The sequence below is a fragment of the Acinetobacter higginsii genome (assembly GCF_000369525.1).
GTDB classification, from domain to species: domain Bacteria; phylum Pseudomonadota; class Gammaproteobacteria; order Pseudomonadales; family Moraxellaceae; genus Acinetobacter; species Acinetobacter higginsii.
The window spans coordinates 876,979-902,250 of record NZ_KB850072.1; the positions used below are offsets into that span (position 1 = coordinate 876,979).

At 39.2% G+C, this 25,272-nt stretch carries 24 protein-coding genes; 12 read left to right on the forward strand and 12 right to left on the reverse strand.

Annotated features, from left to right (window positions below):
- Positions 1-327: 327 nt before the first annotated feature.
- Together tkt and F902_RS10090 are read left to right on the forward strand one after the other, a co-directional pair.
- Positions 328-2,316 carry a transketolase gene (gene tkt, locus F902_RS10085; RefSeq protein ID WP_005203149.1) on the forward strand — a complete coding sequence of 663 codons (1,989 nt, stop codon included), beginning with the start codon at positions 328-330 and terminating at the stop codon, positions 2,314-2,316.
- Positions 2,317-2,456: 140 nt separating this feature from the next.
- Positions 2,457-3,089 carry a hypothetical protein gene (locus F902_RS10090; RefSeq protein WP_005203150.1) on the forward strand — a complete coding sequence of 211 codons (633 nt, stop codon included), beginning with the start codon at positions 2,457-2,459 and terminating at the stop codon, positions 3,087-3,089.
- 38 nt (positions 3,090-3,127) lie between these two features.
- On the opposite strand, the gene F902_RS10095 is transcribed toward F902_RS10090, so the two are convergent.
- Positions 3,128-3,538, reverse strand: coding sequence for an OsmC family protein (locus F902_RS10095; RefSeq protein WP_005203151.1), 411 nt, complete (start codon positions 3,536-3,538; stop codon positions 3,128-3,130).
- Between the two features lie 227 nt (positions 3,539-3,765).
- On the opposite strand from F902_RS10095, the gene F902_RS10100 reads away from it, so the two are divergent.
- Positions 3,766-4,344 carry a YceI family protein gene (locus F902_RS10100; protein WP_005203153.1) on the forward strand — a complete coding sequence of 193 codons (579 nt, stop codon included), beginning with the start codon at positions 3,766-3,768 and terminating at the stop codon, positions 4,342-4,344.
- Positions 4,345-4,468: 124 nt separating this feature from the next.
- Here the strand turns inward: F902_RS10100 and F902_RS10105 are convergent, their stop codons facing one another.
- Complete coding sequence (locus F902_RS10105) at positions 4,469-5,146, reverse strand: LexA family protein (RefSeq protein WP_005189291.1); 678 nt, start codon at positions 5,144-5,146, stop codon at positions 4,469-4,471.
- Positions 5,147-5,280: 134 nt separating this feature from the next.
- On the opposite strand from F902_RS10105, the gene F902_RS10110 reads away from it, so the two are divergent.
- The 5 genes from F902_RS10110 to F902_RS10130 all read left to right on the forward strand — a co-directional run bounded on the left by F902_RS10110 (position 5,281) and on the right by F902_RS10130 (position 8,924).
- Positions 5,281-5,688, forward strand: coding sequence for a hypothetical protein (locus F902_RS10110; protein ID WP_005203155.1), 408 nt, complete (start codon positions 5,281-5,283; stop codon positions 5,686-5,688).
- A 60-nt stretch (positions 5,689-5,748) separates the two neighbouring features.
- The gene (locus F902_RS10115; protein WP_005203163.1) at positions 5,749-6,300 is read left to right on the forward strand and encodes a hypothetical protein; all 552 of its coding nucleotides are present in this window, start codon (positions 5,749-5,751) and stop codon (positions 6,298-6,300) included.
- A gap of 739 nt (positions 6,301-7,039) precedes the next feature.
- The gene (locus F902_RS10120) at positions 7,040-7,780 is read left to right on the forward strand and encodes a hypothetical protein (protein WP_005203165.1); all 741 of its coding nucleotides are present in this window, start codon (positions 7,040-7,042) and stop codon (positions 7,778-7,780) included.
- Positions 7,781-7,918: 138 nt separating this feature from the next.
- A complete protein-coding gene (locus F902_RS10125; protein ID WP_004807705.1) occupies positions 7,919-8,314 on the forward strand; it encodes a hypothetical protein in 396 nt (131 codons plus the stop codon).
- A 58-nt stretch (positions 8,315-8,372) separates the two neighbouring features.
- Positions 8,373-8,924 carry a hypothetical protein gene (locus tag F902_RS10130; protein WP_005203166.1) on the forward strand — a complete coding sequence of 184 codons (552 nt, stop codon included), beginning with the start codon at positions 8,373-8,375 and terminating at the stop codon, positions 8,922-8,924.
- Positions 8,925-8,987: 63 nt separating this feature from the next.
- On the opposite strand, the gene F902_RS22110 is transcribed toward F902_RS10130, so the two are convergent.
- From F902_RS22110 to F902_RS10150, 3 genes are all read right to left on the reverse strand, one after another.
- Positions 8,988-10,055 (reverse strand): bifunctional HD family hydrolase/N-acetyltransferase, encoded by a 1,068-nt coding sequence (locus tag F902_RS22110; protein ID WP_017402291.1) that lies wholly within the window; start codon positions 10,053-10,055, stop codon positions 8,988-8,990.
- A gap of 112 nt (positions 10,056-10,167) precedes the next feature.
- Positions 10,168-10,425: a YjhX family toxin gene (locus F902_RS10145; RefSeq protein WP_005189278.1), complete on the reverse strand. Its 258-nt coding sequence runs from the start codon at positions 10,423-10,425 to the stop codon at positions 10,168-10,170.
- Between the two features lie 233 nt (positions 10,426-10,658).
- Positions 10,659-11,192 carry a lecithin retinol acyltransferase family protein gene (locus F902_RS10150; RefSeq protein WP_005203178.1) on the reverse strand — a complete coding sequence of 178 codons (534 nt, stop codon included), beginning with the start codon at positions 11,190-11,192 and terminating at the stop codon, positions 10,659-10,661.
- A gap of 164 nt (positions 11,193-11,356) precedes the next feature.
- Here F902_RS10150 and F902_RS10155 point away from each other — a divergent pair, with 164 nt between their 5' ends.
- The gene (locus F902_RS10155; protein ID WP_017402292.1) at positions 11,357-12,094 is read left to right on the forward strand and encodes a phosphodiester glycosidase family protein; all 738 of its coding nucleotides are present in this window, start codon (positions 11,357-11,359) and stop codon (positions 12,092-12,094) included.
- A gap of 50 nt (positions 12,095-12,144) precedes the next feature.
- Here the strand turns inward: F902_RS10155 and F902_RS10160 are convergent, their stop codons facing one another.
- From F902_RS10160 to putA, 4 genes are all read right to left on the reverse strand, one after another.
- Entirely contained in the window at positions 12,145-12,372 is a 228-nt protein-coding gene (locus F902_RS10160) for a hypothetical protein (RefSeq protein ID WP_004653128.1), read from the reverse strand.
- Between the two features lie 249 nt (positions 12,373-12,621).
- The gene (gene trmA / locus F902_RS10165; RefSeq protein ID WP_005203180.1) at positions 12,622-13,707 is read right to left on the reverse strand and encodes a tRNA (uridine(54)-C5)-methyltransferase TrmA; all 1,086 of its coding nucleotides are present in this window, start codon (positions 13,705-13,707) and stop codon (positions 12,622-12,624) included.
- A gap of 93 nt (positions 13,708-13,800) precedes the next feature.
- Positions 13,801-14,271 (reverse strand): GrpB family protein, encoded by a 471-nt coding sequence (locus F902_RS10170; protein ID WP_005203181.1) that lies wholly within the window; start codon positions 14,269-14,271, stop codon positions 13,801-13,803.
- A gap of 104 nt (positions 14,272-14,375) precedes the next feature.
- A complete protein-coding gene (gene putA, locus F902_RS10175; protein WP_005203182.1) occupies positions 14,376-18,137 on the reverse strand; it encodes a trifunctional transcriptional regulator/proline dehydrogenase/L-glutamate gamma-semialdehyde dehydrogenase in 3,762 nt (1,253 codons plus the stop codon).
- Positions 18,138-18,257: 120 nt separating this feature from the next.
- On the opposite strand from putA, the gene F902_RS10180 reads away from it, so the two are divergent.
- Complete coding sequence (locus F902_RS10180; RefSeq protein ID WP_004653132.1) at positions 18,258-18,749, forward strand: Lrp/AsnC ligand binding domain-containing protein; 492 nt, start codon at positions 18,258-18,260, stop codon at positions 18,747-18,749.
- A gap of 44 nt (positions 18,750-18,793) precedes the next feature.
- On the opposite strand, the gene putP is transcribed toward F902_RS10180, so the two are convergent.
- The gene (gene putP, locus F902_RS10185) at positions 18,794-20,290 is read right to left on the reverse strand and encodes a sodium/proline symporter PutP (protein ID WP_005203183.1); all 1,497 of its coding nucleotides are present in this window, start codon (positions 20,288-20,290) and stop codon (positions 18,794-18,796) included.
- A 473-nt stretch (positions 20,291-20,763) separates the two neighbouring features.
- Between putP and aspA the strand changes: the two genes are divergently transcribed.
- Positions 20,764-22,212, forward strand: coding sequence for an aspartate ammonia-lyase (aspA, locus tag F902_RS10190; protein WP_005203184.1), 1,449 nt, complete (start codon positions 20,764-20,766; stop codon positions 22,210-22,212).
- Between the two features lie 260 nt (positions 22,213-22,472).
- Entirely contained in the window at positions 22,473-23,630 is a 1,158-nt protein-coding gene (locus F902_RS10195) for a lytic polysaccharide monooxygenase (RefSeq protein ID WP_026057548.1), read from the forward strand.
- A gap of 89 nt (positions 23,631-23,719) precedes the next feature.
- Here F902_RS10195 and gcvH read toward each other — a convergent pair whose 3' ends face one another.
- Both gcvH and F902_RS10205 read right to left on the reverse strand, forming a co-directional pair.
- Positions 23,720-24,094 carry a glycine cleavage system protein GcvH gene (gcvH, locus tag F902_RS10200; protein WP_005203186.1) on the reverse strand — a complete coding sequence of 125 codons (375 nt, stop codon included), beginning with the start codon at positions 24,092-24,094 and terminating at the stop codon, positions 23,720-23,722.
- Between the two features lie 80 nt (positions 24,095-24,174).
- Positions 24,175-25,200 carry an AraC family transcriptional regulator gene (locus tag F902_RS10205; protein WP_004807680.1) on the reverse strand — a complete coding sequence of 342 codons (1,026 nt, stop codon included), beginning with the start codon at positions 25,198-25,200 and terminating at the stop codon, positions 24,175-24,177.
- Positions 25,201-25,272 lie beyond the last annotated feature (72 nt).

Genomic DNA, 25,272 nt, shown 5'->3' on the forward strand with positions numbered 1-25,272 from the left:
CAGAGGACTAGCATAAGCTGACTAAAAAGCATGAATTTATTTCATTTTCATTATGTTTTTATTGATATGTGTATCAGGGAAACTGATATTAACGCCTTTTTATATGAATAAATCTGTAATTTAGGGCCTAAAATTGTGTCTAGCAAAGAAGTGTGTTGTCTATCACATGAACATTTGCTCCCAGAATGCCAAATGAATGCGTGAAAAATAAGAAATATCGTGTATTGGACTTTACCCACTGGCGTTTTTTTAAGACAATAGTCGCATCTTTTGAAAGATGATTTCTCATCTTCTCTCATCTTATTTGATTTAATCGGATTCTGACTTATGACAACCCCTTTAAATGAACGTCGTATTGCAAACGCAATTCGTGTCTTGGCAATGGATGCTGTGCAACAAGCAAACTCAGGGCATCCAGGTGCACCAATGGGGATGGCAGATATCGCTGATGTTGTTTGGCGTGAATTTTTAAATCATAACCCGACGAACCCACAATGGGCGAACCGTGACCGTTTCGTATTGTCAAATGGTCATGGCTCAATGTTGCAATATGCATTATTGCATTTGACTGGTTATGAGTTATCTATTGAAGATTTAAAACAATTCCGTCAATTACATTCTAAAACACCAGGTCACCCAGAATATGGCTATGCGCCTGGTATTGAAACAACAACTGGTCCATTAGGTCAGGGTATTGCAAATGCAGTTGGTTTTGCATTAGCTGAAAAAACTTTAGCAGCTCAGTTCAACAAAGACGGTTTAAATGTTGTTGATCACTTCACTTACTGTTTCTTAGGTGATGGCTGCTTGATGGAAGGTATTTCTCACGAAGTATGTTCACTTGCAGGTACTTTAGGTCTTGGTAAACTTGTTGCGTACTATGATGACAATGGTATTTCGATTGATGGTGAAGTAGAAGGTTGGTTCAGCGATGATACTGAACAACGTTTCAAAGCTTATGGCTGGCAAGTTCTTCGTGTAGATGGTCATGATGCTAATGCAATCCGTCAAGCGACTGTAGAAGCAAAAGCTGAAACCAATAAACCAACCATCATCATCTGTAAAACGATTATTGGTCTAGGTTCACCAAATAAACAAGGTAAAGAAGATTGCCACGGTGCGCCATTGGGTAAAGACGAAATCGTTTTAACTCGTGAAGCATTAGGCTGGAAAGAAGATTCATTTGTTATCCCTGAAGATGTGTATGCAGCTTGGGATGCAAAAGCAAAAGGTCAAACCTCTGAAGCAGCTTGGAATGAATTGTTTGCTCAATACCAAGCAAAATATCCAACTGAAGCAGCTGAATTATTACGTCGTATCAATGGCGATTTACCTGCTGAATTTGCAGCGCAAGCAGATGCTTTCATTGCTGAAACCAATGCAAAAGCAGAAACCATTGCAACACGTAAAGCAAGCCAAAATACTTTACAGGCATTCGGCCCATTACTTCCTGAATTATTAGGCGGTTCTGCTGACTTGGCGGGTTCTAACTTAACACTTTGGAAAGGTTGCCAAGGCGTACAAGAAAACCCAGCGGGTAACTACGTGTATTACGGCGTTCGTGAATTCGGTATGACTGCAATTGCGAATGGTGTGGCTTTACACGGTGGTTTCGTTCCTTACGTTGCAACATTCTTGATGTTTATGGAATATGCACGTAATGCGGTACGTATGTCTGCATTGATGAAGCAACGTGTGATTCATGTTTATACGCATGACTCGATCGGTTTAGGTGAAGATGGTCCTACGCATCAACCAATCGAACAAATTGCATCGTTACGTGGTACACCGAACTTAAATACATGGCGTCCATGTGACACAGTTGAAGCTGCAATTTCTTGGAAATCTGCGCTACAACGTAAAGATGGTCCATCAGCATTAATTTTCTCTCGTCAAAACTTGCCATTCCAAGCACGTAATGAAGCTCAAATTCAAAACGCTGCAAAAGGTGGTTATGTACTTGCTGAAGAGAAAGGTGAATTGAAGGCAATCATCATTGCAACAGGTTCAGAAGTTTCATTGGCAATGGAAGCATATGCACAACTTGAAGGTGTACGTGTAGTGTCTATGCCATGTGCTGAAGAGTTTATGAAGCAAGATGCTGCATATCGTGAAGCAGTATTGCCTGCGCATATCCGTGCACGTGTAGCGGTTGAAGCGGCTCATGTAGATTACTGGTGGAAGTTTGTTGGTTTAGACGGCAAAGTGATCGGTATGACCACTTACGGCGAATCTGCGCCAGCAAAAGACTTGTTCCAATTCTTCGGTATCACCACTGAAGCGGTTGTTGCTGCGGTTAAAGAATTGACTGCTTAATTAAATTAAGTGGTATAAAAAAGCGTCCTGATCAAGGGCGCTTTTTTACACATGTACATTGAGTTTCTTAAAATAATAGTGATAGAAAGTTAAAGAAATTATGAAATACACTTTGGTTTATAGGTGAATAAAAAATTATTATGAATTACATACACCCATATTTATTTTCAATAATTTGTCGAATCGCTGCTAACCGGACTTATTATTTTGAGTGTGATGACTGGCGTTTAAAACTTAGAGAAGCTTTATTCAAACAAAGTACCATGGCCGAACTTGATATGGTTTTTGATAAAGAAATTCTTTTCACAGAAGACCCAAAACAAAACCTATCTAAATATCATCTATTTAAATATACAGATTGTTTAATTCAGAGTTTAAACGAAATCGAAAATTTATCTACTTGGCGGGTCTTTGGAGTCAATTGTATTGATACGTATGAAACACATTTTTTGAAGATGGCAAGCTTAGATATGGTTCATAATTTTGAAAAACCAGAGTTTTTTCCGCAGTATAAGACTAAAATTATGGAACTGGTTAACATGCTTATAACCAATAAATGTGGTTATGAGTTAAGAAGTGTCGATGAAAAATATATTAAATTGGACCAGAAACAGGGGCTTTTCTACTGTCCAGATGACAAAAGTGAAGTAAATTGGTATGACTTAATTTATATGATTATAAGCCCAGAAGCAAAACAGATCATTCCACAGCATATGTTGGAAGAATTTGATTGTCAGGAACTGAATTATCAGTTCAAGATTAATTTTTTATAAAATATGGTCTTTAACATAAAGACCATATTTTATATGTCTTAGCCAATACTTAATTCACTCTGAATCGAAATATTTGACGTTAACAATTTATGAATTGGGCAGCTTTCAGCAACTTTTAATAAACGTTTATGCTGATCTTCGGTAAATTCACCTTTTAAGATAATTTTACGTTCAATATTGTTGTGACCTGATTCTGGTTCACCATTGGGATTTAAGGCTAAATCAACCTGAACATGATCAAGCTTAATCCCTTTGTGATTGGCATACATTTCTAAAGTAATCGTTGTACACGCCCCTAAAGCTGAAAGTACTAACTGAACAGGGTTGGGTGCAGTATCTTGACCACCTTTATCTTCAGGCTCATCTGCATACCAAGTATGGCCAGCAGAATCTGTCAATGTAACGCGATAAGGTGTAGATGTACTAAGTGCTTGTGCTGTATGTGTCATGTTTTACCTTGTTGTTTATCGTGAAGTATCTAAATCAAAATATACCCATTGATCATGTGATCTTGCTGATCAATTGTCCAGTATCGAATGGTCTTATGATATTGATTTTTGATAAGCGCTGTAACGCTTTTATTGTTGCACTGGTGAAACATATCGTTTTATAAAGACTAGTGAATAAAAATACATGATCTATACACTAATCACTATATCAAACAAGGATACGAAAAATGCAATTTAAAACATTAAGCCTCGGTTTAGTAGTCGCTTTAGCTAGTTCTGTAACGTTGGCTGCGCCAGTCGACTATAAAATTGACCCAACGCATACTGCGACCGTATTCAGCTGGAATCACTTTGGTTTCTCTACACCAAGTGCAAATTTCACTGACATCCAAGGTACGATTAAAGTTGATAATGCAAAACCTGCAAATTCATCTGTAGAAGTGACTATTCCTTTAAGCAGCGTAAATACCAATGTTGCTGCTTTGGATAAAGAGTTCCAAGAAGAAGCTTGGTTTAATGCTGCGAAATATCCAAACATTACCTTCAAAAGTACTAAAGTAGAAACCAAAGACAAGAAACACTTCAAAATCACAGGTGATTTAACGGTTAAAGGTGTGACTAAACCTGTTGTATTAGATGCTGTGCTGAATAAACAAGGCGAGCATCCAATGGCGAAAGTACCTGCAATTGGTTTTAATGCAACAACAAGCTTTAACCGTTCTGCATTCGGTATCGGTAACTATGTGCCTAATGTTGGTGACAAGATCACTGTGAATATTACTACTGAAGCAACTGCTGCGAAGTAATATGACGTTGAACAAAAAAGCCTAGATCATCATCTAGGCTTTTTTATATGAGTTTGATGGTATAAATGATTAAGATGCTAATATTAGCTTTAAATAAGAATAGTAATAAATAAGTCTTTACCCATTAGCTATGTTTGATCTTCGATCGACGTTTGGATTGGTAAATATAGCGAATGGAATCGACCACTTCACCGACAAAAATACATTCTTCATCCAGTGGAATGATGTTGGGTTTGAATTCTGGATTCAGTGCTTGCAGATATCTTGAATTATCAGTTTCGATCACTAGACGCTTAAATGTTGCATCTTCATGCTTTCTCACCACAATCATGTCACCCGACTGCATATCACTATATTGCACTGTTGGGTCAACCAAGATGTAATCGCCCTCATGAAAGACAGGGTAATTACTGAGACCCTGAACTTTTAAATAGAAGCAGTGATCACAATCATCTGGCAATGGCAGCCATTCTTCAACTTGTGTGATATCAACCGATTCCACATTGGTAAAAACCCCCGCTTGGACCCAGGAGAGTACTGGCGCCATATTGGCTTTTACAGGGGAGATATTTGAACTATCTTCATGGCCAGATTCTTTCGGTGTGGCATGTCCTTGACCCGTTTGTAACCAATAAGCATCTACACCTAGAAAATTAGCAATCGAAGGCAAATGTGATGATGAGCTAACCAGTCCTGTTTCAAGCTGGCTGAGTGCAGATTGGGTAATGCCGACAGCAGCAACCACATCTTTTTGCGACTTCTTGGCTTTTTTTCTTGCTTCTTTGAGCCGATCTTTAAGCATTTTAATGCACCTTAAATCAATAAATTAAGAATATTAGCAAGCTAATGTGAAGTCAAATTAGTATTCTTATTGAATTAATATTAGTTTACTAATATAATTGTCTTATTCATTAGGTTAAATGCTGGAGGTGCGGCATGAACAAGGCAATCAATCCAAACATGCATATTAAGCAAAATCTTGATGCAGAAATTGAAGCATGGTTGGCTCAAGGCAACGTAATCACAAAGATCCAAAATACATATGAGCAGCGCTTGAAAGCGAGGCCGAATCATATAGCTAAATTTGTATCACCTGAAAAAACCCAAAAAGAATTAAAGAAAAGTATAAGAATCGCCAATCAGGCAACAGATGCCCAAATTCAGATGTTTAGCCAGTGGTTAGATGCGCATAAGGGACGGGCAAAAGCATTGGTGGGTATTTTGGGCTGTGCACATAGTTATATTTCCCAAATCAAAAGTGCAACTCGACCATGTACAAAAGCTCGATTTGAAGAAATTCATCAGGCCATGAATATTGTTGAAGCGAGAGAAAAGTATCACTAAACGCAACAAATACAATGATCGCTAAATCACAAAATATATAAATCAATAAGAGGTGAAGTTATGAATGCAAATGTAGCAAAGTTTGAAAAATTTGAATGGTTAATGCAGGGGCTAAGCTTGCGTTCGCCAAATTTAGAGCCTTTTGTGCGTGGTACAGGTGAGAGAAGATTGAGTTATGAGGATCGTTTGGGTGTGATTGCCTCAATGCAAAGTCAATTGGCAAAGTCAGTCACGGCATTGATTGTGTTCGAACATAAAAGCAAGCAAGACTATGACGATATCCGCCAGCATTTGGCTAAAGTATTTATTGAACAAGCCGTACGAGATAAAAAGCGAGAGCCAGAACGTATTGCGATGTATCATTTAGCAGGGTTGGTAGCACGGATGGTGCTGGATTTTGTATTAGATCCTGATCTAGAGGAAAACTATACAGCAAAAGGGCGTCTTGCTTATGCTGGGATCAGTCGCCATCAAATGAGTCTTGATTGTTATAGAAAGACATGGAAATGTTATGAGATTAAACTCATAAATGTGCTTGAAACTGCAATTCAAGAAGCAGAAATTACAATAGGGCAATATAGAAAAGATACTTATAAGATAATGAAGGTATGATATTTTATAGATATAATTATCAACTTTGTAATTATATTTATTCTAATTTTATTGTTTAAGTATTCTTGGTTAAAAGCTCATTTTCATGTGGGCTTTTAATTTGTGGGTAATATAAATATATCTAAGAATAAGGAGACTATTAATGTTAAAAAACATTCATCCATTTTGACTTTAATTGTTATTGTCTGTGGCGGAATTTTCTATTCAATGTATAGCTCGAATTTATTGTTTCCGAGGAAGCCTGTTCGGTTAGATTCTAGATGCTATGATGTTGCTGTTTCTAAATCAATAAAATACAATTAGATGGAAAATTTTTGCTCATGTGTCCATGTTGGAGGGCATGTAAGCAAAGAGGAAACTACAAATATTGTATAAACCTTTTTAATTCTAAATAAGAATGATATCAAAAGCATATATAAATGATTTCGTGAATGAACTTTGATTGAGGTCTATCAATTTTAGTATTTATACATTAGTTTTAAGAAAATTAAGGAAAGAAATGTTTACAAAGAAACAGTGATTTAATGATTCCATTTTGGAGGAAACTAAGCTATATTTTTATTATGCTGGTCGTAATATAAAATTTTCGATCATAATTAAAAAGCTCATTTAATAGATGGGCTTTTTTATTGCCTAAAACTCGGTTTCTTATAGAGGCCGAGTTTTTTTATATCTACGGATTGTTAGTTGTTGTCTATTGATAGCGGCTTAAAGCCGAAAATAACTGAAGGTGATTAAAATGAATTGTACAAATAAAATGATGCTGGGCACTTTCTCCATTAAACACTTAGATATTCTTTCTTATGCCGAGATTGTGCCTGCGATTATGCAAACAACAGCCGATCTCACAGCGACTGAATATATTGAAGGGAACGCTCAATTAGGTTCTGTCAAAATGAAGGATGCGTGCCAAGTATCTTTATCTGCTTATTTCCAAGCACAGAGAGGTCAATTTTCTTTTAGCAGCGCAAATACAACGCATCGGTCAATTGTCATTTTAGGTGTGGATCAGCAACCTGAACATCAGGTGAAGTTAAACCAAGTTGAGCGTGGATTTGTCATTCATAGCTATTTTTTGGATGATAAATTTGTGGTGACTTTGGGCGAATATAATAGTCTGAATAACGTCACTTTTATTGAAGCTAACCCCTCAGAAAACCCAATTGTGACCTTTGAGATTACTGGCTCTCAATCGATGAAGGTCTATGTCGACTATGAACTTGTTGGAGAGTGGCATTCAACCAATTCCCTAAAGTTGCCGAAGTATTATCACATTGTTGCACAAGAAGATTTAATGCAACTGGATTTTGATCTGCGAGAGGCCTATGTCAGCTTGGATTATAAAATGCCATTAGCACTTGAAGACAATATTTATTATCACTTAACCAGTAAAGGTGAAATCTTGGGCTTACAAGTGAATGCAGGTGATTTTGTACAGTTTCATGATCAGCAAAGTTGGATAACGCATTATCCACAATAGTATGAATTTAAATTAAATAATTAAGCAATGGTGATCAAAATGAATTTAGAGTAGTCGGTTATGTGGTTTTGCTTAAAATGTCAATCGAGGCCTTAACTTTGAATAAGTTAGGGCCTTTCTATTTATGGAGGAAAAATAATGACAGAGTTTGTTTCAACGGGTGCAGGGATTGCAGCCGTAATTAAATCTTATGGAGTTTTTTTTATTGTCATGATGGCACTCACTTTTATGTTTTTGGCTTGGATGGTTGTGATTATGACACGGTTACCCAAGTCTCGACGTGAATGGGTGGTTTCACTCATTTCAACAGCAGTTGGCAGCATTGCCGGAGGTGCTTTTGTGATTCAGCATTTTGGCTTGCAAGAGTGGAGTCAAAACCCATATGGCGCATTTGCCTTGGGAGGTCTGTACTTTCTTTGTGGTTTGCCAGTATGGGCGATTATTCGTTGGACCTTTAATTATATTAATGCACGAGAAGATTCAACCATTTTGGATGTAGCAAAAGAGGTGAAAGACTTTAAAGACAAATTCTAAAGAAAAAACAATCCAATGCCGCCTTCGGGCGGTTTTTTATTATAAAGAGGAAAATGACATGAAAATAACACAAGACGGTTTCGATATTTTGCGCCACACATTTGGAAAATTAAGTCAGTTGCAGGTCGATGGAATCAATTTTCTGGTTTCAGTGCTTGATGAAGATGGGGCGATCACATCTGCCCAAGCCGCTTATATCTTGGCAACGGCTTGGCACGAAACGGCTAAAACGATGCAACCCGTGATTGAATATGGTTCAGAAAAGTATCTAAAGTCTAAGCAATATTATCCCTATATCGGCTATGGCTATGTGCAATTGACTTGGTTGGCAAACTATAAGCGAATGGGGGATTACTTAAAAATTGATTTAGTGAAAAATCCGAAACTGGCTTTACAAGCGGATATTGCAGCTCGTGTCATGATTGTTGGAATGAAAAAAGGGATGTTTACTGGTAAGAAATTGTCTAATTACATCTGCCAAAATAAGAAAGATTATATAGGTGCTCGGCGAATCATCAATGGAACGGATAAAGCTGAGTTGATTGCAGGGTATGCAGAGACATTTGAGGCAGTCTTGCAGGCTTCAGAAGTCACGATTTTGTCTTGTTGAAAGAATAGAAGTTCACATCGATTCGATACGAACTTCTACTTTCATGTGATTTAGTCTGTGAACTTATGCTGTGGCATTAAATGCATCCGCATAAACCACTTCACCTGTCGGGACATCTTCTGTAAATGGCAAGATCTGGAAATATTCGGCAGGTACGCCAGCTAATACCAGTCTTGAATCTGCTTTGAAACCGAATCGGCTGTAATACTGTGGGTCACCAAGTAGAACGCAACCGACAGCATCTAAATCTTTGAGTGCTTCTAAGCCAGCATGCATCAGTTTAGAGCCTACTCCTTGACCTTGATATTCTGGAAGTACCGAGATCGGACCAAGTCCATACCAACCAGTTGTGCCATCAGAAATCTGCACGGGTGAAAAGGCAATATGACCAATAATCTTATTGTTACAATCCGCGACTAGGGAAAGCGTGAGCTGATTGGAATTACGTAGTGCATTCACAATAAATTGCTCGGTATGGCTTGAATGTTGTTCTGTTGCAAAAGCAGCTTTGGTTAAATCAAAAATGCTCTCAATGTCAGATGGGTTTTCATCGCGAATATGTATATTCATCTTCATTTTCTCTTGTGTTTCCTGATCTAAAATTGCTCGAATTTGTTTGAGTAATGGAGAGTCATTTGTATATTTCTCTCCATAACTTAAGTTAAATTCATAATCAAAGTCAGGTGAGTTAATTCCTTGATTGTGTTGAAGGATCGTTTCTAACTTATCTAGTGCCTTAACGATTTTTGCTTCTGGTGTTGCTGCATCTTCATATTCTTGCCAAAGTGATCGAATCAACATTTGAGGTTGATTATCTAAACATTCGGTTAATTGATAAAGATCCTGTTTTTCCTGCTGATTCTTAGCTGGAAACTGATCTTTCAGAATGGCAGGAATATCACCATGAATGGCTTCGCCAAGGTCATGAATTAAGCACATTTTTAGTAACTTCTCCAAATCAATGTCTTTAAATTGATCTGCAAAAACCACCGCCATTAAGCATAAACGCCAGCTGTGTTCTGCGGTACTTTCCTGACGGCCATTCGATGTATGCGAAAAGCGAGTCACGTTTTTTAATTTTTCCGCTTCACGTAAAAATGTTAAGCGATTTTGAATTAGGTTTAGTTCCATTTTCTTTCTCAAAAATAAACCATATGTAATTTGGATAGACCCGATTGACCCAACAGTATGATAGACATATCTAAGAGCAATCATGGGTTTATCCAAACCCTATGATTGTTGATTAACGATTGTCTAACTGAGGACGTACAGATCTAAGCCCATGTAGGTTAATTTGATAGGGCTGCCCATTACAGGATTTGATCAGTCTTTTCTTTCTTAGCTTATTAAAAACTTCTAGGTTGCAATCAGACAGCAAGAAACCTTCTCGGCTATAGCATTCTACAGCGATGGTTTGACCAGCGTCATTGCGGAGTTTTACGATTTTTCCGCCTTTAGCCAAGACGTGAAGTGTCCGTTGTTCGGACTTAGATAAGTTCATGTTGTTATCCAGATATAAGTAATCAGAAGCAAAGTTAGGCTTGAAGCCAAAAAATTCGCGAAGATAACCAATTTCAATATGTGATTGAAATGTAGTTACCAGATTACTGCTATCTCCAACATAAAACCCTCGATATGGATGCGATACGATGTGTATCGCTAGAAATACTAAAGCAAGATAAATTAAAAAGCAATAATTGCGTGAAAAATAACATTTTGAACTAGAGGCAAATCTTATTTTTTCGGTCGTTTTTCTTTGAGGCGTAAATAGGCTGGTACAGATTTCTTTGTTTGCCGACGTAGCATAACTTTAATATATAAAACGATGGCAAAACATGCGGTGGCAACAGTGAGCATTAGGCTATTCATATAGCTCATAACAGAACTAACGTAACCTATGGTTGCTAAACGACGCTGCATACGCTCAACTTGAGTACTGGATTCAATTCCTGTGATTGCCCATGTGCATAAATGCTCACAGTTATTAATAATGAGGTGATAGTGATTTTCATGCATGCGTGAGCGCATACGCCGTACAACAGCTTTGGCTTTGTAGCGTGGGGATTGATAATGTCTCGTATAGATTGGCTTACCACGGGCAAAACGCTGGATAGATGTCATTTCAATCGGATGCTTTTTAAAAATATGTGCAAACCCTGAATAATGAATAACCCGTCCACGACCTGCATAGATACCATGATGGCTATAGCCAAAGTGTTTTACGATGAGGTGAGCGCCAATTGAATAGCGCGGGTGTTTTTGCTGCATGTCGATACTATGATGTTTACACTGGTATTTTAGTGAAAAAATGTGAATCAATCGAGCCTATTTGCAGCATCTAGTTCATGATTATGTGTGGTGTTTGTATCTGCTATTTTGCAGTATGCCTTGCTATGGGACAATCAGGAAAATCTAGGCTTAACTTCGTATTTATGATGAAAAAATGGTTTTCCCTATCGTTTGCATTTTTAGCGAGTTCACCTGTACATGCGATGCAGCATGAAACCTTGCAATTGAATCAACAAAAATATGATGTGATTAAAGTTGAGCATCTAAATCAGTTGCAACTATTTTTAAAGCAACCTCAGAGCAATCGTTATTATCAGAAGTTTGCAGCTATCCAAAAAGAGCTATCTGCTTGTGAGGAGCTTAATTTTGCAATGAATGCAGGAATGTATCATGCAGATTTTCAACCCGTAGGATTGTATATCGAAAATGGCAAGGAGTTGGCTAAGCTTAATGTCGCGAAGGGCTTTGGTAATTTCTTTATGCAGCCTAATGGTGTAGTTGCTTGGAATGACCAACAGGCTGTGATTAAAACCACTGCTGATTATAAGCATGATCAATTTAAAGCAAAATTTGCAACACAGTCAGGGCCAATGTTGGTCTATCACGGGAAAATCAACAGCCAGTTTATTGCTGACTCGAATTCATTAAAAATTAGAAATGGGGTGGGTATTAAAGGGAATCAGTTGTATTTTGTGATTTCACAGCAACGCGTCAGTTTTTATCAATTTGCCCTGTTTTTTAAGCAGCAGTTGAAAATAGACAATGCATTGTATTTAGATGGCTCGATTTCCAGTGTGTATTCAGCACAAACCAAACGCCATGATAAAACTTTTAATTTAGGGCCAATCGTTGCAGAAGTGAATAGAGAAAAGTGCATGTAATGCAGATGACCCTAATCTCTTGATAGAAAGAGATCAGGGGGGGCTTATTTTTATTGGATCGGCGGCTTGATCATCGCAAGTAATTCTTTGCGGCTGTAACCTCGAGAAATCAGTACTTTCTTAATGCCTTTAATCACATCTTCATCTGTAGCTTTAACTAAAGCATCCAACAGTTGTTCATTGGTTTTGCAAGAACAATCGTTTTCAACGCAAGAAGTTTGGTTCTTGTGTTCGTTATATTGTTCATCTGCATTGAACAGTTTTTGCCAAAAACTCATAGAGCCTTCATATACAACCTAACATAGCTCGAAATATAGCCGCTTTAAAATAAAATACAAGTCAGCTTAAGTGATAAAAGCAGCAGTTGAACTTCAATTTTTTCGATGAGCCTTTTAAAGTCTAACGAAATTATGACATTTGAATGACTTGACCTTTGAAAAACATCACTTTTTTATAAATATACTTTGAACAAAAATAAAGGGTTACTCGAACCCTTTATATTATCTTGTTACGTTGAAATAATTTGTTTAAATCTTTTCAAGTAAAACACCTGATTCCACATGATGGGTAAAAGGGAATTGATCGAACATGGCAAACTTCACAATGCGATGGGTTTGGCTAAGTATTTTTAAGTTATCATGCAGGGTATCTGGGTTGCATGAGATATACAGAATACGTTCAAAACCTTGTAATAGTTTAAGCGTTTCATCATCGATGCCTGCACGCGGTGGATCAACAAAAACCGTGTCAAAATCGTAGCTTTGAATGTCGATCTCAGCTTCTTGTAAACGTCTAAATTCACGTTCACCTTGATAAGCTTGAGTAAACTCTTCGGCAGATAAACGCGCCACCTGAATATTCTCAATCTGGTTTTGCTCAATGTTCCATTGCGCCGCGTAGACTGAAGATTTAGCCAGTTCAGTTGCGAGTACACGTTTGAATTTCAACGAGAGTGGTAAGGTAAAGTTACCGTTACCACAATACAATTCTAAAAGGTCTTTTTCGGACTTTTGTGCAGCATCACAAGCCCATTCCAACATATGTTGACACACTTGCGCATTCGGCTGGGTAAAGCTGCTTTCAATTTGTTTGTATTTAAAGGTACGACCGTGAACATTAAGTTGTTCCACCACGTAGTCATCACCAATAATCACTTTTTGGCCACGACTACGGCCCATGATTTTAATATTCAGTTTTTCAGCTAGCGCTTTAGCTGCTGTTTCCCATTCAGCATCTAATTTACGATGGTAAATCAGGGTGACTAGCATCTCGCCACTTAATGTTGAGAGAAAGTCTGCTTCAAAAACACGTTGCGATAAAATAGGAACTGCTTTTAATTCATCTAATAAACGTGGCATCAAATCATTGATGCTTTGATCTGCAATCGGAAACGCATCCACGCGGATAACTTCTTTTTGTTTTCCATCTTCAGCACGTTCAAACATGGCATAGAACAAATCATCTTCGGTATGCCAGAGACGAAATTCTGCACGCATACGGAAATGTTGTTCAGGCGATTGAAACACTTCTAAAGCTGGTGGATTGAACGATGCAAACTGTGTGGTAATACGTTCAACTTTCTCTTGAAGTTGCTGTTGGTAAGAAGCGGTCATAAAAAAGAAAACTACAGGTGAAATCTAAACGGGAATGGTATCAAAAAAGCACGCTAAGGTGCAGGAAATTATGATATTCACTTATTTATATGCTTAGCTTAGGGCGAGTACAGATTGGATAAAATCTGCTTTAATTTGCCGATATTGGTCTTGAGATAAGCCAACACACCTTTGTTTGAGCTGATTATATTGTTGGGTCAGGCTGGGTGAGTTTCTTAATAGATCCCGAAAGGTAATGAAATTGCAAAATTCTGAACCTGACACCACGATTTGCAATGCCACATCATGTTGTTGTGATTCCAGCATACAAAGTTCATGAGTACGTAGTGTGTCAAGTTTTTCTTTAAAATTAAGCTGTTGTAATTTTTCAATTGAATCTAAAAATTGATGGGCGGGTACTTCAATATAAATATCGAGATCACCTTTTGAAATTGCATTGGGAATGGCGGATGAACCAATATGTTCAACAAGCGCAAAAGGAACAAGCTGCTGGATCTTATTTTTATAATCCTCAAAAAGCTGAGTGCAGTTGGGTTGATATTCAGGAGCTGAGAAAAACTGCATATAAGTGATCTCATTTTATTATTGCTATTTAAAGGTAACGTTAAAATAATAAAAAACCCGAACCATGTAAACATGATTCGGGCTAGGAGATAGAAGACTGAAAATTAGTCTTCAGATAAAGTCATTAAACTCGCATTACCACCTGCTGCTGCAGTGTTTACGCTAATTGCTCGTTCAATGACTAGACGTTCTAAAGGAATTTGTTCATTTGCTTGTAACTGGGTAATCCCGACAATCGCACCTAAACGATTCGCAACTTTAGTTTGCAAGTCTTTCAACTGTTCAACAGAACCATGATGAAGTACTGCATCAAACGCATCTTTTTCAACACTTGAAATCACAGTGATTGCATCTAAGACATCTTTTGGTAAAGACGCTTTGTGTTTTACTAAGAATGCATTGTCTTTCAACACAGCCGCAGTACTGCTGACGGAGAAAATTGCAAGTAATTGTTGAAGCTGGCTTGCTTCATCATTCGCAATCGAAAGCACACGATGACGAGGCAAGATAATGTATTGGTTGCTTTCACCAGTAGGGCCTTGCAACTCGTAGAACTTACCTACACCAAATGCTGGAATCGTTGGAATTGCTTGAGGCATGTTTTGGTTTGCCCAAGCCAATAAGCTTTGATAAGCAACATTTGAGACTGCATCAAACTGAGAGATTTCAGCTTTCACCGCAAATGGGGTTGCCAATACTTTCTCTGAACAATGCTCCATCAAACGGTACATATAAAGCGGACCACCCGCTTTAGGACCAGTACCTGATAAGCCTTCACCACCAAATGGTTGCACGCCTACAACTGCACCAACGATGTTGCGGTTGATATATAAGTTACCCACCTCAGCACGTTGGATCACTGTATTGATGGTTTCATCAATACGCGTGTGGAGACCCATGGTTAAGCCATAGCCTTTAGCATTGATACGGTCGATCAATTGCTCAAGTTCGCCATATTTATAAGTGATGATATGCAATACAGGGCCAAAGACTTCACGTTCTAGATCGTCAAGGTTTGGCAATTCAATCGCTGTTGGTGGAACAAATGTACCTTGTGCAAGCGCTTGTTGGCTTACCGCATCGTTAAACATCAATTGATGAACAGGGTAGCCCTTAGATTTCATCTTTTGAATGTGTGTATCGATGGTTTGTTTTGCTTCAGTATCAATTACAGGACCAATGTCAGTTTTTAAGATTGCAGGGTTGCCTACGATCAACTGTTGCATTGCACCTTTCAACATTTTGATGACTGTTGCAGCACTATCTTCTTGCACACATAAGATACGAAGTGCAGAACAACGTTGACCCGCACTGTCAAATGCAGAACTGACGACATCGAGAACGACTTGTTCAGTAAGCGCAGATGAATCGACGATCATCGCATTTTGACCACCCGTTTCCGCGATTAACGGAATTGGTTGACCATTTGGAGATAAACGTTTTGCGACAGTCTTTTGCAAGATTTTTGCAACTTCAGTCGAACCCGTGAACATGATACCTTGAATGCGGTCATCTTGGCTCAATTGAGCACCAACTGTTTCACCGCGACCAGGAAGAAGTTGAACAACGCCGTGTGGCACGCCAGCTTCCCAAAGCATTTGAACTGCTTGAGCTGCAATTAAAGGTGTTTGTTCAGCAGGTTTGGCAATCACACAGTTACCACTCACCAATGCTGCTGCAATCTGGCCAGAGAAAATCGCAAGAGGGAAGTTCCATGGGCTAATACACAATACGGTACCCAATGGTTTCACTTGTGCATTTGCAGGCAAGTTTTCGATTTGTGTCGCGTAATAACGCAAGAAATCGACTGCTTCACGAACTTCTGCAATGGCATTGGCATAGGTTTTACCACTTTCACGGCAAAGTAATACCATTAACTCTTGGATGCGAGTTTCCATCAAATCTGCAGCGCGCTTTAAGCAAGCTGCACGTTCAACTTTATCTGTTGCAGCCCAGCTTTGTTGTGCTTGTACCGCTGCTTCTAGCGCCAGTTGTACATCTGCGCTGGTTGCTTCATTGACATGACCAACAACTTCGCTGTTTTGTGCTGGGTTTGTAATTGCAATCGCATTGCTTTGATCGTGAACTGTTGATTCAAATCCAAGTAGCGGTGCACTTTTCCACACGTGAGTACGAAGTTTTTGTGCAGTTGCATCTAAGTCTGTTAATGGTTGATCGTTATTGAGATCAAAGCCATTTGAATTTGGACGTAATGGGTAAAGATCATGCGGAAGTGGAATCGCAGGGTGTTTTAAGCCAAGCTGACCTTCGTCTTTCGCAGAAGTTTGAATATCTTTGATTGGAGACTGAATCAAGTCTTCAACTTTTAAAGTCTTATCAGCAATACGGTTTACGAATGAGGTATTTGCACCATTTTCAAGTAAACGACGAACTAAATATGCCAATAAAGTTTCATGGTTACCAACAGGTGCGTAAACACGACATGGAACACCTAACTTGCCATCTTCTTTAGAACCCACCACTTGTTCGTACAATGGTTCGCCCATACCGTGCAAGCATTGGAATTCGTATTGACCAGGATAATATTTGCTTGGGTCAGCCAAGGTGTAAATCGTTGCAAGTGATTGCGCATTGTGTGTCGCAAATTGCGGATACACTTGATCTGGTGCAGCAAGTAATTTTTTCGCACAAGCAATGTATGACAAATCAGTGTGTACTTTGCGGGTAAACACAGGGTAGTCAGTCATACCATCAATTTGAGCTTTCTTGATTTCGCTATCCCAGTATGCACCTTTCACCAAACGAATCATCAGGCGCTTGTTACTGCGTTTTGCAAGGTCAACGATGTAATCTACAACGTAGAAGCAACGCTTTTGATAAGCCTGAATAACGAAGCCAATGCCTTTCCAGTCAGCAAGTTTTGGTTCGAAACATAAACGCTCAAGCAATTCGAGAGAAATTTCTAAACGTTCAGACTCTTCAGCATCAATGTTTAAACCGATGTTGTATTGTTTCGCCAAGCACGCAAGTTCGAAGACTTTGTTGTAAAGTTCATGATGAACACGCGCAATTTGTGCACGTTGGTAGCGTGGGTGTAACGCAGAGAGTTTGATTGAGATACCAGGGCCATCATAAACGCCACGACCATTTGATGCTTTACCAATGGCATGGATCGCTTGCGTGTAGTCGTTATAGTAACGCTCAGCATCATGTTCAGTCAGTGCCGCTTCACCCAACATGTCGTATGAGTAGCGGAAACCTTTGTGTTCAAATGGTTTTGCATGTTCAAGCGCTTCTTCGATGGTTTCACCTGTAACGAATTGCTCACCCATCATACGCATTGCAACGTCAACCGCTTTACGGATGATGCCGCGACCACTACGCGCTAAAAGACCAGTCAAAACACTTGATAAGCTGGTTTGCTTTGGTGTTTCCATTAACTTGCCAGTTAACATCAAGCCCCATGCAGCAGCATTTACGAACATCAGGTTGCTTTGACCGACGTGATCTTTCCAGTTACCTTGGTTGATTTTGTCACGAATCAATAAATCGCGTGTCGCTGTATCTGGAATACGAAGCAAAGCTTCAGCCAAACACATCAATGCCACACCTTCCTGTGAAGAAAGCGAGAATTCTTGGAGTAAACCTTGAACAATACCTGCTTTACCCGCCGAGCTTTTACGTTCACGTAAATTATGCGCTAGGCTAAACGCAAGTTCATAAATTTTCTGATCAAGTTCTGGGGAAATGTTGGCTGCTTCAGCAAGTACAGCTACTGCTTCAGGCTCTGCACGTCGCCAAGCCGTATTAATGCGTTGCTCAAACTCACTTTTTTCTTTAAATTCGGTGATATAACCGTCGATGTGAGCTGTTTCCATTTGTGCGGGAGTATCCAATGTATTCATACTAAATTCCAATAACAATCTCTAGAACATATTGAGTAGAGAGGTTTAGATAATTTATGATTACAGAATGAATCCCGAGTAACTCACTATAATTTACCCATTTTTTAGAGGAAAATTCAGTTGAATGGCCCTATTTATACACTAGATCGAACTGACCTAAAAATTCTGGATATTCTTCAAGCAGATGGGAGAATTTCTAATAGTAAATTGGCAGAATTAGTGAACCTGTCACCGACTGCGGTGATGGCACGTGTACAGAAACTGACAAAGGATGAATTTATTTTAGGGTATGAGGCAAAGCTCAATCCGAATAAGCTTAATGCAAATTTTTTGGTCTTTGTGGAAGTGTTGTTGGATAAGACCACACCGCACGTGCTAGATGATTTTATTGATGCGGTGACCCAATATCCTGAGATCGTGGAATGCCATATGGTCAGTGGAGGTTTTGATTTTCTGATTAAACTACGAAGTGCGGGGATGGAGGAGTTTCGCCGTATTGCAGGGCAGATTTTATGGCAGCTCCCTGGTGTGAAGGAAACACGCAGCTACCCAGTCATGCAAGTAGTGAAAGACAGCTCTAAAATAAAAATTAAATCAAAAACAAAATTTTAAGCAAAAGAAAAGGGGCCCGAAAGCCCCTTAAATTTTGATCAGAATTATTTCATTTCACGCGCATAGATTTCATCAGCTTGTTCGAAGCGACTTGTCACCGCTGCATTTGGTGCTTTACCAAGTAAGCTCACCACAACGATGCTGATCAATGCAAAAACGAAGCCTGGAATAATTTCATAGATGCCGGTGTAACCGAAGAAATTTTTCCATAGGATGACTGTCAAAGCACCCACAACCATACCCACCAATGCACCGTTTAACGTCATACGTTTCCAGAACAATGAAAGAATAATCAATGGACCAAATGCTGCACCAAAACCAGCCCAAGCATAAGCAACTAAGCCTAGTACTTTACTTTCTGGGTTTTGTGCAAGAACAAGGGCAAGCATTGCAACCGCGATCACCATTGCACGACCAATCCAAACCAGTTCTTTTTGAGATGCATTCTTACGGATAAAGCCTTTGTACAAATCTTCTGTCAAAGCACTAGAACATACCAGAAGCTGACAGCTTAACGTACTCATGATTGCAGATAAAATCGCAGCAAGAATTACACCCACAACCCAAGGGTTGAACAAGATTTTGGTAAGTTCCATGAATACAGTTTCAGGGTTAGCCGTTACTGCTGCTGCAAACTCTGGGTGCATTTGGAAATAAGCGATACCGATAAAGCCTGAACCGACTGCACCTGCCAAACATAAAATCATCCATGTCATACCGATACGGCGTGCAGCTGGAATTGATTTTACCGAGTCGGCTGCCATGAAGCGGACAAGGATGTGGGGTTGACCAAAATAGCCTAAACCCCAAGCTGCTGCTGAAAGAATCGCAACAACACTTAAGTTTGTCGCAAAATCAAAAGCGTGTGGGCGAACAGATTCAACCACTGCGCTAAACTCTTCCATCCCAATGCCTAGAGACATGTAGGTTACGATAGGAAGGAGCAATAACGCGAAAATCATCAAGCCCGCTTGGAAAGTATCAGTCCAGCTAATTGCAAGGAAGCCACCGATACACACATAACCAATCGTCGCAAATGCACCTAGCCATAAAGCTGTGCTATACGGTAAGTGGAACAATGTTTCGAATAAACGTGCGCCAGCAACCATGCCAGAAGCACAATAAATCGCGAAAAAGACAAGAATAATCAATGCAGATGTGACGCGTAAGATTTTCTTCTGATCGTCAAAACGACCAGTAAAATAATCCGGTAAGGTGAGGGCATTGTTTTGTACTTCTGTGTGTACACGTAAACGTCCTGCGACCAAATACCAGTTTAGCCATGCACCAATAATTAAACCGATGGCAATCCACGATTCAGATAAGCCTGTTAAGTAAATTGCGCCAGGTAAACCCATGAGTAACCAACCACTCATGTCTGATGCACCCGCAGATAAAGCGGTTACAAAACTGCCTAGACTTCGGCCTCCAAGAATATAATCGTCAAGGTTTTTGGTAGAAAAATAGGCGTATAAACCGATGCCAAGCATGGCCAGGATATATACCACGAATACAACAACTGTGGGATTAGAAAAATTCATAATGGATGCCTGTCCTTACATATCCATAATTTGCAATCACACCTGAATAGCCAAAAAAATGATTTACTATTCTTGGGATTGATAAGGTCACAGATTCAAGCACAAATGATTTTTAAAAAACTGTTATGTTTGTGTATTATTATTGTTTATTTTGTGTAATTTAAAATAAGTATATGAATATTAATTTTTTAATCCAAAAAATAGGATTTTTTTTCATCAAAATATGAATGGTCGGCGTGCAAAAAAAACTCAAAATGTATTTAAAAGTTACAATTCACAAAATGTACATCTGTAGATTAATTTTTTTGAGCTAAAAACTAAGCAGAATTTATGACACATAATGTTACATTGGCAACAATTCAGTGAAATTTGATTATAAAAAAATATAATGTTAAGCGCTTTTGCTAATGAAAAATTGATTGGAATCTCTCATATTAATTCATTGCACCATTAAGGTGCATTGTCTGAGAGAAATGGAAGTGGAAACGGTTCAAACGGCAACGATAAGAATAGAGCATGATTTGCTCGGTGCGAAAGAAGTTCCAGCTGATTGTTATTATGGAATTCATACATTGCGCGCCATTGAAAATTTTAAAATTTCTTCGCAAAAAGTTGGACAAAATAGCTATTTTATTCGTGCATTGGCGCAAGTAAAGAAGGCTTCAGCTCAAGCGAATTTAAGTTTTGGTAAACTCACTGAAACTCAAAGTCTGACGATTCAACATGCTTGTGATGCTTTAATTACTGAAACTGAAAAATGGCAAGACTCATTCCCGATTGATATTTATCAGGGGGGTGCAGGCACTTCAATTAATATGAATACCAATGAAGTGATTGCTAATATTGCACTTGAATCATTAGGCCATCAAAAAGGTCAATACGATGTGATTCATCCAAATGATCATGTTAACAAGTCACAATCAACCAATGATGTCTATCCAACAGCGATTCGCCTATCAACTTACTGTTCTTTGGATGCTTTATTCACGCAAATGGATAAGTTGATTACTTCATTTGAAAATAAAGCGATTGAATTCCGCTATGTGTTAAAGATGGGCCGTACTCAGTTGCAAGATGCGGTGCCGATGACGCTCGGGCAAGAATTTCATGCTTTTGCGACCTTATTAAAAGAAGATGTGCGTTTGATTAAGCGTACCCGAGAAATGTTACTTGAAGTGAATTTAGGTGCGACTGCGATTGGCACAGGTGTTAATACACCAAAAGGTTATGCCATCAAAGCTGTATCCTGTTTAAAAGAGATTACAGGTTTGAATCTGGTCGGTGCAGAAGATTATGTTGAAGCAACCAGTGACTGCGGTGTATTCATCATTTTATCCAGTACATTAAAACGCCTTGCATGCAAACTCTCCAAAATTAGCAATGACTTACGGTTGCTCAGTTCAGGACCACGGACAGGTTTAGGCGAAATCCAGTTACCTGAATTACAGGCTGGCTCTTCAATCATGCCTGCAAAAGTAAATCCTGTGATTCCTGAAGTGGTCAATCAGATTGCATTTAAAGTGATTGGTAATGATTTAACCATTACCTTCGCGGCAGAAGCGGGGCAATTACAACTCAATGTGATGGAACCTGTGATTGCAATTTCATTGAATGAATCAATTGAATTGCTTACACATGCAATTCAAAGCCTAGATGAAAAATGTGTACGTGGCATCAAAGCAAATGAACAGGCTTGCCATGATGCAGTGATGCGTAGTGTTGGGATTATTACGCTGCTTGATCCACTCTTGGGCCATGCATTGTGTGATGAAATCGGTAAACAATGTATTGCTGAAAATAAGACCATTCAAGAGGTAGTTTTAGAGCGCGGCCTGCTGACTCAAGCGCAACTGGATGAGATTTTCTCTTTTGAAAACTTGGTTTCAGAAGTAGATGGCATTCAAGTGGATTATGTCGCTTAAATCCTGAAAAATTAAGTTGTGATAAAAGCCTAATTCAAATTGAATTAGGCTTTTTTGATTGCACTGAGAAATAATGGATTGGTGCCATAATTTGATCGGGTCATCATAAGCTTTTATTCCTGTGATCAAGTCAACTGACGTATTACAGATCATTACAGAGTAGGTGGTTGTCTTGTCTAGGCAGCTCACCTATGGTCTAAGAGGTGTCTTAAGAACACCAATGCTCAACAACAATAAATAAGTTATATGACAAAGGTAGAATAATGATGCATCACTTTATTAGACGCAGCTTAATCACGATTGGAATATTGGTACTGCCTATTGTACCTTCATTGGTTTTTGCACATGGCTATGTACTTAAACCAGAATCTCGAGCTTATGCCTGTAAGTTAAATAAGAATACTCAATGTGGCAGCATTGTGTGGGAGCCGCAAAGTTTAGAAGCTCCGAAAGGTTTTCCGCAGTCTGGACCACCAGATGGACAGATTGCCAATGCCAATTTGAGTCAATTTTCAGAACTGAATGCACAATCACCAACACGATGGGTTAAAACAAATTTGCCCACAGGTGCAAATGACTTTACTTGGCAGTTTACGGCACAGCATGTCACTCAAGGCTGGCGTTATTTCATCACTAAACAAGGGTGGAATCCTTCAGCTCCCTTGGCACGTAGCTCTTTTGATCTAAATCCTTTTTGTACGGTGGATGGTAAGTACCAAAAACCTGCCAGTGTGGAAACACATCGCTGTCATGTGCCCGCTGACCGAAGTGGTTATCATGTCATTCTAGCGGTTTGGGATATCGGGGATACCAGTAATGCCTTTTATAATGTTATTGATGTAAATGTCGGTTCAGGTAGTCCAACAACACCAGTCGATCCACAACCACCAAAACCGGTTCAAAGCTGGAATGATATTGGTGATATTAATCCGCTTGATGACTTATCGGTAAATGATCGTGTATCTACACGAGTCTTTGATGCGAATGGCGAAAATCCAAATTTAAAAACAGAATTACGGATTACAAGTACTGCCAATGGCAATCGAAATGTTTGGCCTCGCTTATTAGCGGAGGCGATTAATCGAGAACACAGTTCCTTACGCGCAGGCGTTAAAAATGCAAACGGTGAGATTGTGCCTGTAAACGGGAAAAATGATGTTTATAGTAGTTTAAATAGTGGCATCCAACGTGTCGAAATCAAAATTGAGCGTGCCCCGATCAGTGGTGGTGGTTCTTATGATTTTGTTTATCCGAAGAGTATTGCTACATATAAAACAGGGACCAAGGTATTGGGTGGTGATGGACGGATATATCAGTGCAAGGCTTTTCCTTATAGTGGTTGGTGTACCATTCAAGCGCATCAATACGTACCTGGCACAGGCTCGAACTGGCAGGATGCTTGGCTTTTAATGAAATAATCAATGTTCAAGCAATAAAAAAACCGAGTTAATATAACTCGGTTTTTTTAATAGATTAGTCCAAATAGATTGGTCTGATTTATAAAAAATTATAAACCTGATTCGTATTCGCTATTTGAAAGTAATTTTTCAACATCAGCCATATTGTCTGGCTTAATCTTATAAATCCAACCTTTACCATATGGCTCGTCATTGACAAAGTCAGGATCATCTTCAAGATCAATATTCACTTCAACCACTGTGCCTGAAACAGGTGCGTGAATATCAGAGGCTGTTTTAACTGACTCAACAATACCTGCTTGTTCGGTTGCGGTGACATGGCTACCCACTTCAGGGGTTTCCACATAGACTAAATCACCCAACTCATCTTGTGCATGGTCAGTAATCCCTGTAACAACGAGGTCACCCTCAATTCTTACCCATTCATGCGTACGTGCATATTTCAATTCTGCTGGATGATTCATGACAACTCCTTAACAATCTGTCGTATCATTTTTATTTGGTTTATACATGCTTTTCAATAAAAACAAAAGCTTTCGTGAACTTATAAGTAAGGGTCTTTACGCCAGTTACTTGGACTACGGCCACTCCATCGTTTAAAGGCACGGCTGAAATTCGCGACATCGGAATAACCGAGCTCGTCAGCAATTTGCTCCAAACTATAATCGGTTCGAGATAGCAACGAGGTTGCGTGACGATAACGAACTTCATCCACGAGCGTAGAGAAGGATGTACCTTCCGCAGCCAATTGGCGTTTCAAAGTACGATCTGACATATGCAAGCGTTCAGCCACACTTTCAATACTCAGATAGTGTTGTTCTGAATTGGTTAAAATATCACGCACCCGCATTGCTAAACGGCGACGTTCGCCTAGCGCTGAAAGTTCAGTTTCGCATTGGTTAATAGCAATCTGGCTGGCAATTGGATCTGCATTGACCATTTTTAAGCCAAGATATTTTTTATCGAAGCTTGAAATCAGATGGGGCTGATTAAAGCGTACTGTACTGGTTAATCGATCTTTATATTTTTCAAAGCCAGCAGGTTCTGGAAAGTCCAGATCAACTTCACCGCTAAGGTCATCAATTCCGGTTAAGGCTTTGGCCATGGTCATAATACCAATGGTTAAGCCTAAAATGATTTCGGTACGCAATGGCTCAACTTCAATATCACATTGTAGTTGTAAAGTTGCTTTAGGGCCGAAAGTCGAGAAATAGAGCTGTAAAAAGGGAAGACGTAACTGAATGAAACGGCTTGCCAGTGCAATTGCATCGGTAATGTCATGCGCCGTCATAATGGCATAGCCAATAAAACCATGAATGGAAATACGCATCTGCGTACCTAGATGAAAGCCAAGTGTGCTTTCACCAGTAAGGCGCAAAGAGTGTTTCACCAATTCATTCGCAATCGGTGTTGGAATTCGATAGTTTGGATCAGCCAGTTGTTCGCTGGTTAAGTGAAACGGTGCAAACAATGTTTCATCGCTATATCCCCAGCGAGAAACGACATCTAATAGCAATAAGCCATAGACGCCTGGTATTCCTTGATCTTGACGAGTTGAGGTTGTTTTCATGTGCTTTCCGTGGCGCTCATCAATTTTGCCAATATCTTTTAAACATTTAAGTCTTAAACATCTTTACATGAA

What these genes read in the sequence shown, in the direction of transcription:
- tkt (WP_005203149.1), top strand. Translation starts at nt 328, where the DNA reads ATGACAACCCCTTTAAATGAACGTCGTATTGCAAACGCAATTCGTGTC.
- F902_RS10090 (WP_005203150.1), top strand. Translation starts at nt 2,457, where the DNA reads ATGAATTACATACACCCATATTTATTTTCAATAATTTGTCGAATCGCT.
- F902_RS10095 (WP_005203151.1), bottom strand. Translation starts at nt 3,538, where the DNA reads ATGACACATACAGCACAAGCACTTAGTACATCTACACCTTATCGCGTT.
- F902_RS10100 (WP_005203153.1), top strand. Translation starts at nt 3,766, where the DNA reads ATGCAATTTAAAACATTAAGCCTCGGTTTAGTAGTCGCTTTAGCTAGT.
- F902_RS10105 (WP_005189291.1), bottom strand. Translation starts at nt 5,146, where the DNA reads ATGCTTAAAGATCGGCTCAAAGAAGCAAGAAAAAAAGCCAAGAAGTCG.
- F902_RS10110 (WP_005203155.1), top strand. Translation starts at nt 5,281, where the DNA reads ATGAACAAGGCAATCAATCCAAACATGCATATTAAGCAAAATCTTGAT.
- F902_RS10115 (WP_005203163.1), top strand. Translation starts at nt 5,749, where the DNA reads ATGAATGCAAATGTAGCAAAGTTTGAAAAATTTGAATGGTTAATGCAG.
- F902_RS10120 (WP_005203165.1), top strand. Translation starts at nt 7,040, where the DNA reads ATGAATTGTACAAATAAAATGATGCTGGGCACTTTCTCCATTAAACAC.
- F902_RS10125 (WP_004807705.1), top strand. Translation starts at nt 7,919, where the DNA reads ATGACAGAGTTTGTTTCAACGGGTGCAGGGATTGCAGCCGTAATTAAA.
- F902_RS10130 (WP_005203166.1), top strand. Translation starts at nt 8,373, where the DNA reads ATGAAAATAACACAAGACGGTTTCGATATTTTGCGCCACACATTTGGA.
- F902_RS22110 (WP_017402291.1), bottom strand. Translation starts at nt 10,055, where the DNA reads ATGGAACTAAACCTAATTCAAAATCGCTTAACATTTTTACGTGAAGCG.
- F902_RS10145 (WP_005189278.1), bottom strand. Translation starts at nt 10,425, where the DNA reads ATGAACTTATCTAAGTCCGAACAACGGACACTTCACGTCTTGGCTAAA.
- F902_RS10150 (WP_005203178.1), bottom strand. Translation starts at nt 11,192, where the DNA reads ATGCAGCAAAAACACCCGCGCTATTCAATTGGCGCTCACCTCATCGTA.
- F902_RS10155 (WP_017402292.1), top strand. Translation starts at nt 11,357, where the DNA reads ATGATGAAAAAATGGTTTTCCCTATCGTTTGCATTTTTAGCGAGTTCA.
- F902_RS10160 (WP_004653128.1), bottom strand. Translation starts at nt 12,372, where the DNA reads ATGAGTTTTTGGCAAAAACTGTTCAATGCAGATGAACAATATAACGAA.
- trmA (WP_005203180.1), bottom strand. Translation starts at nt 13,707, where the DNA reads ATGACCGCTTCTTACCAACAGCAACTTCAAGAGAAAGTTGAACGTATT.
- F902_RS10170 (WP_005203181.1), bottom strand. Translation starts at nt 14,271, where the DNA reads ATGCAGTTTTTCTCAGCTCCTGAATATCAACCCAACTGCACTCAGCTT.
- putA (WP_005203182.1), bottom strand. Translation starts at nt 18,137, where the DNA reads ATGAATACATTGGATACTCCCGCACAAATGGAAACAGCTCACATCGAC.
- putP (WP_005203183.1), bottom strand. Translation starts at nt 20,290, where the DNA reads ATGAATTTTTCTAATCCCACAGTTGTTGTATTCGTGGTATATATCCTG.
- aspA (WP_005203184.1), top strand. Translation starts at nt 20,764, where the DNA reads ATGGAAGTGGAAACGGTTCAAACGGCAACGATAAGAATAGAGCATGAT.
- gcvH (WP_005203186.1), bottom strand. Translation starts at nt 24,094, where the DNA reads ATGAATCATCCAGCAGAATTGAAATATGCACGTACGCATGAATGGGTA.
- F902_RS10205 (WP_004807680.1), bottom strand. Translation starts at nt 25,200, where the DNA reads ATGAAAACAACCTCAACTCGTCAAGATCAAGGAATACCAGGCGTCTAT.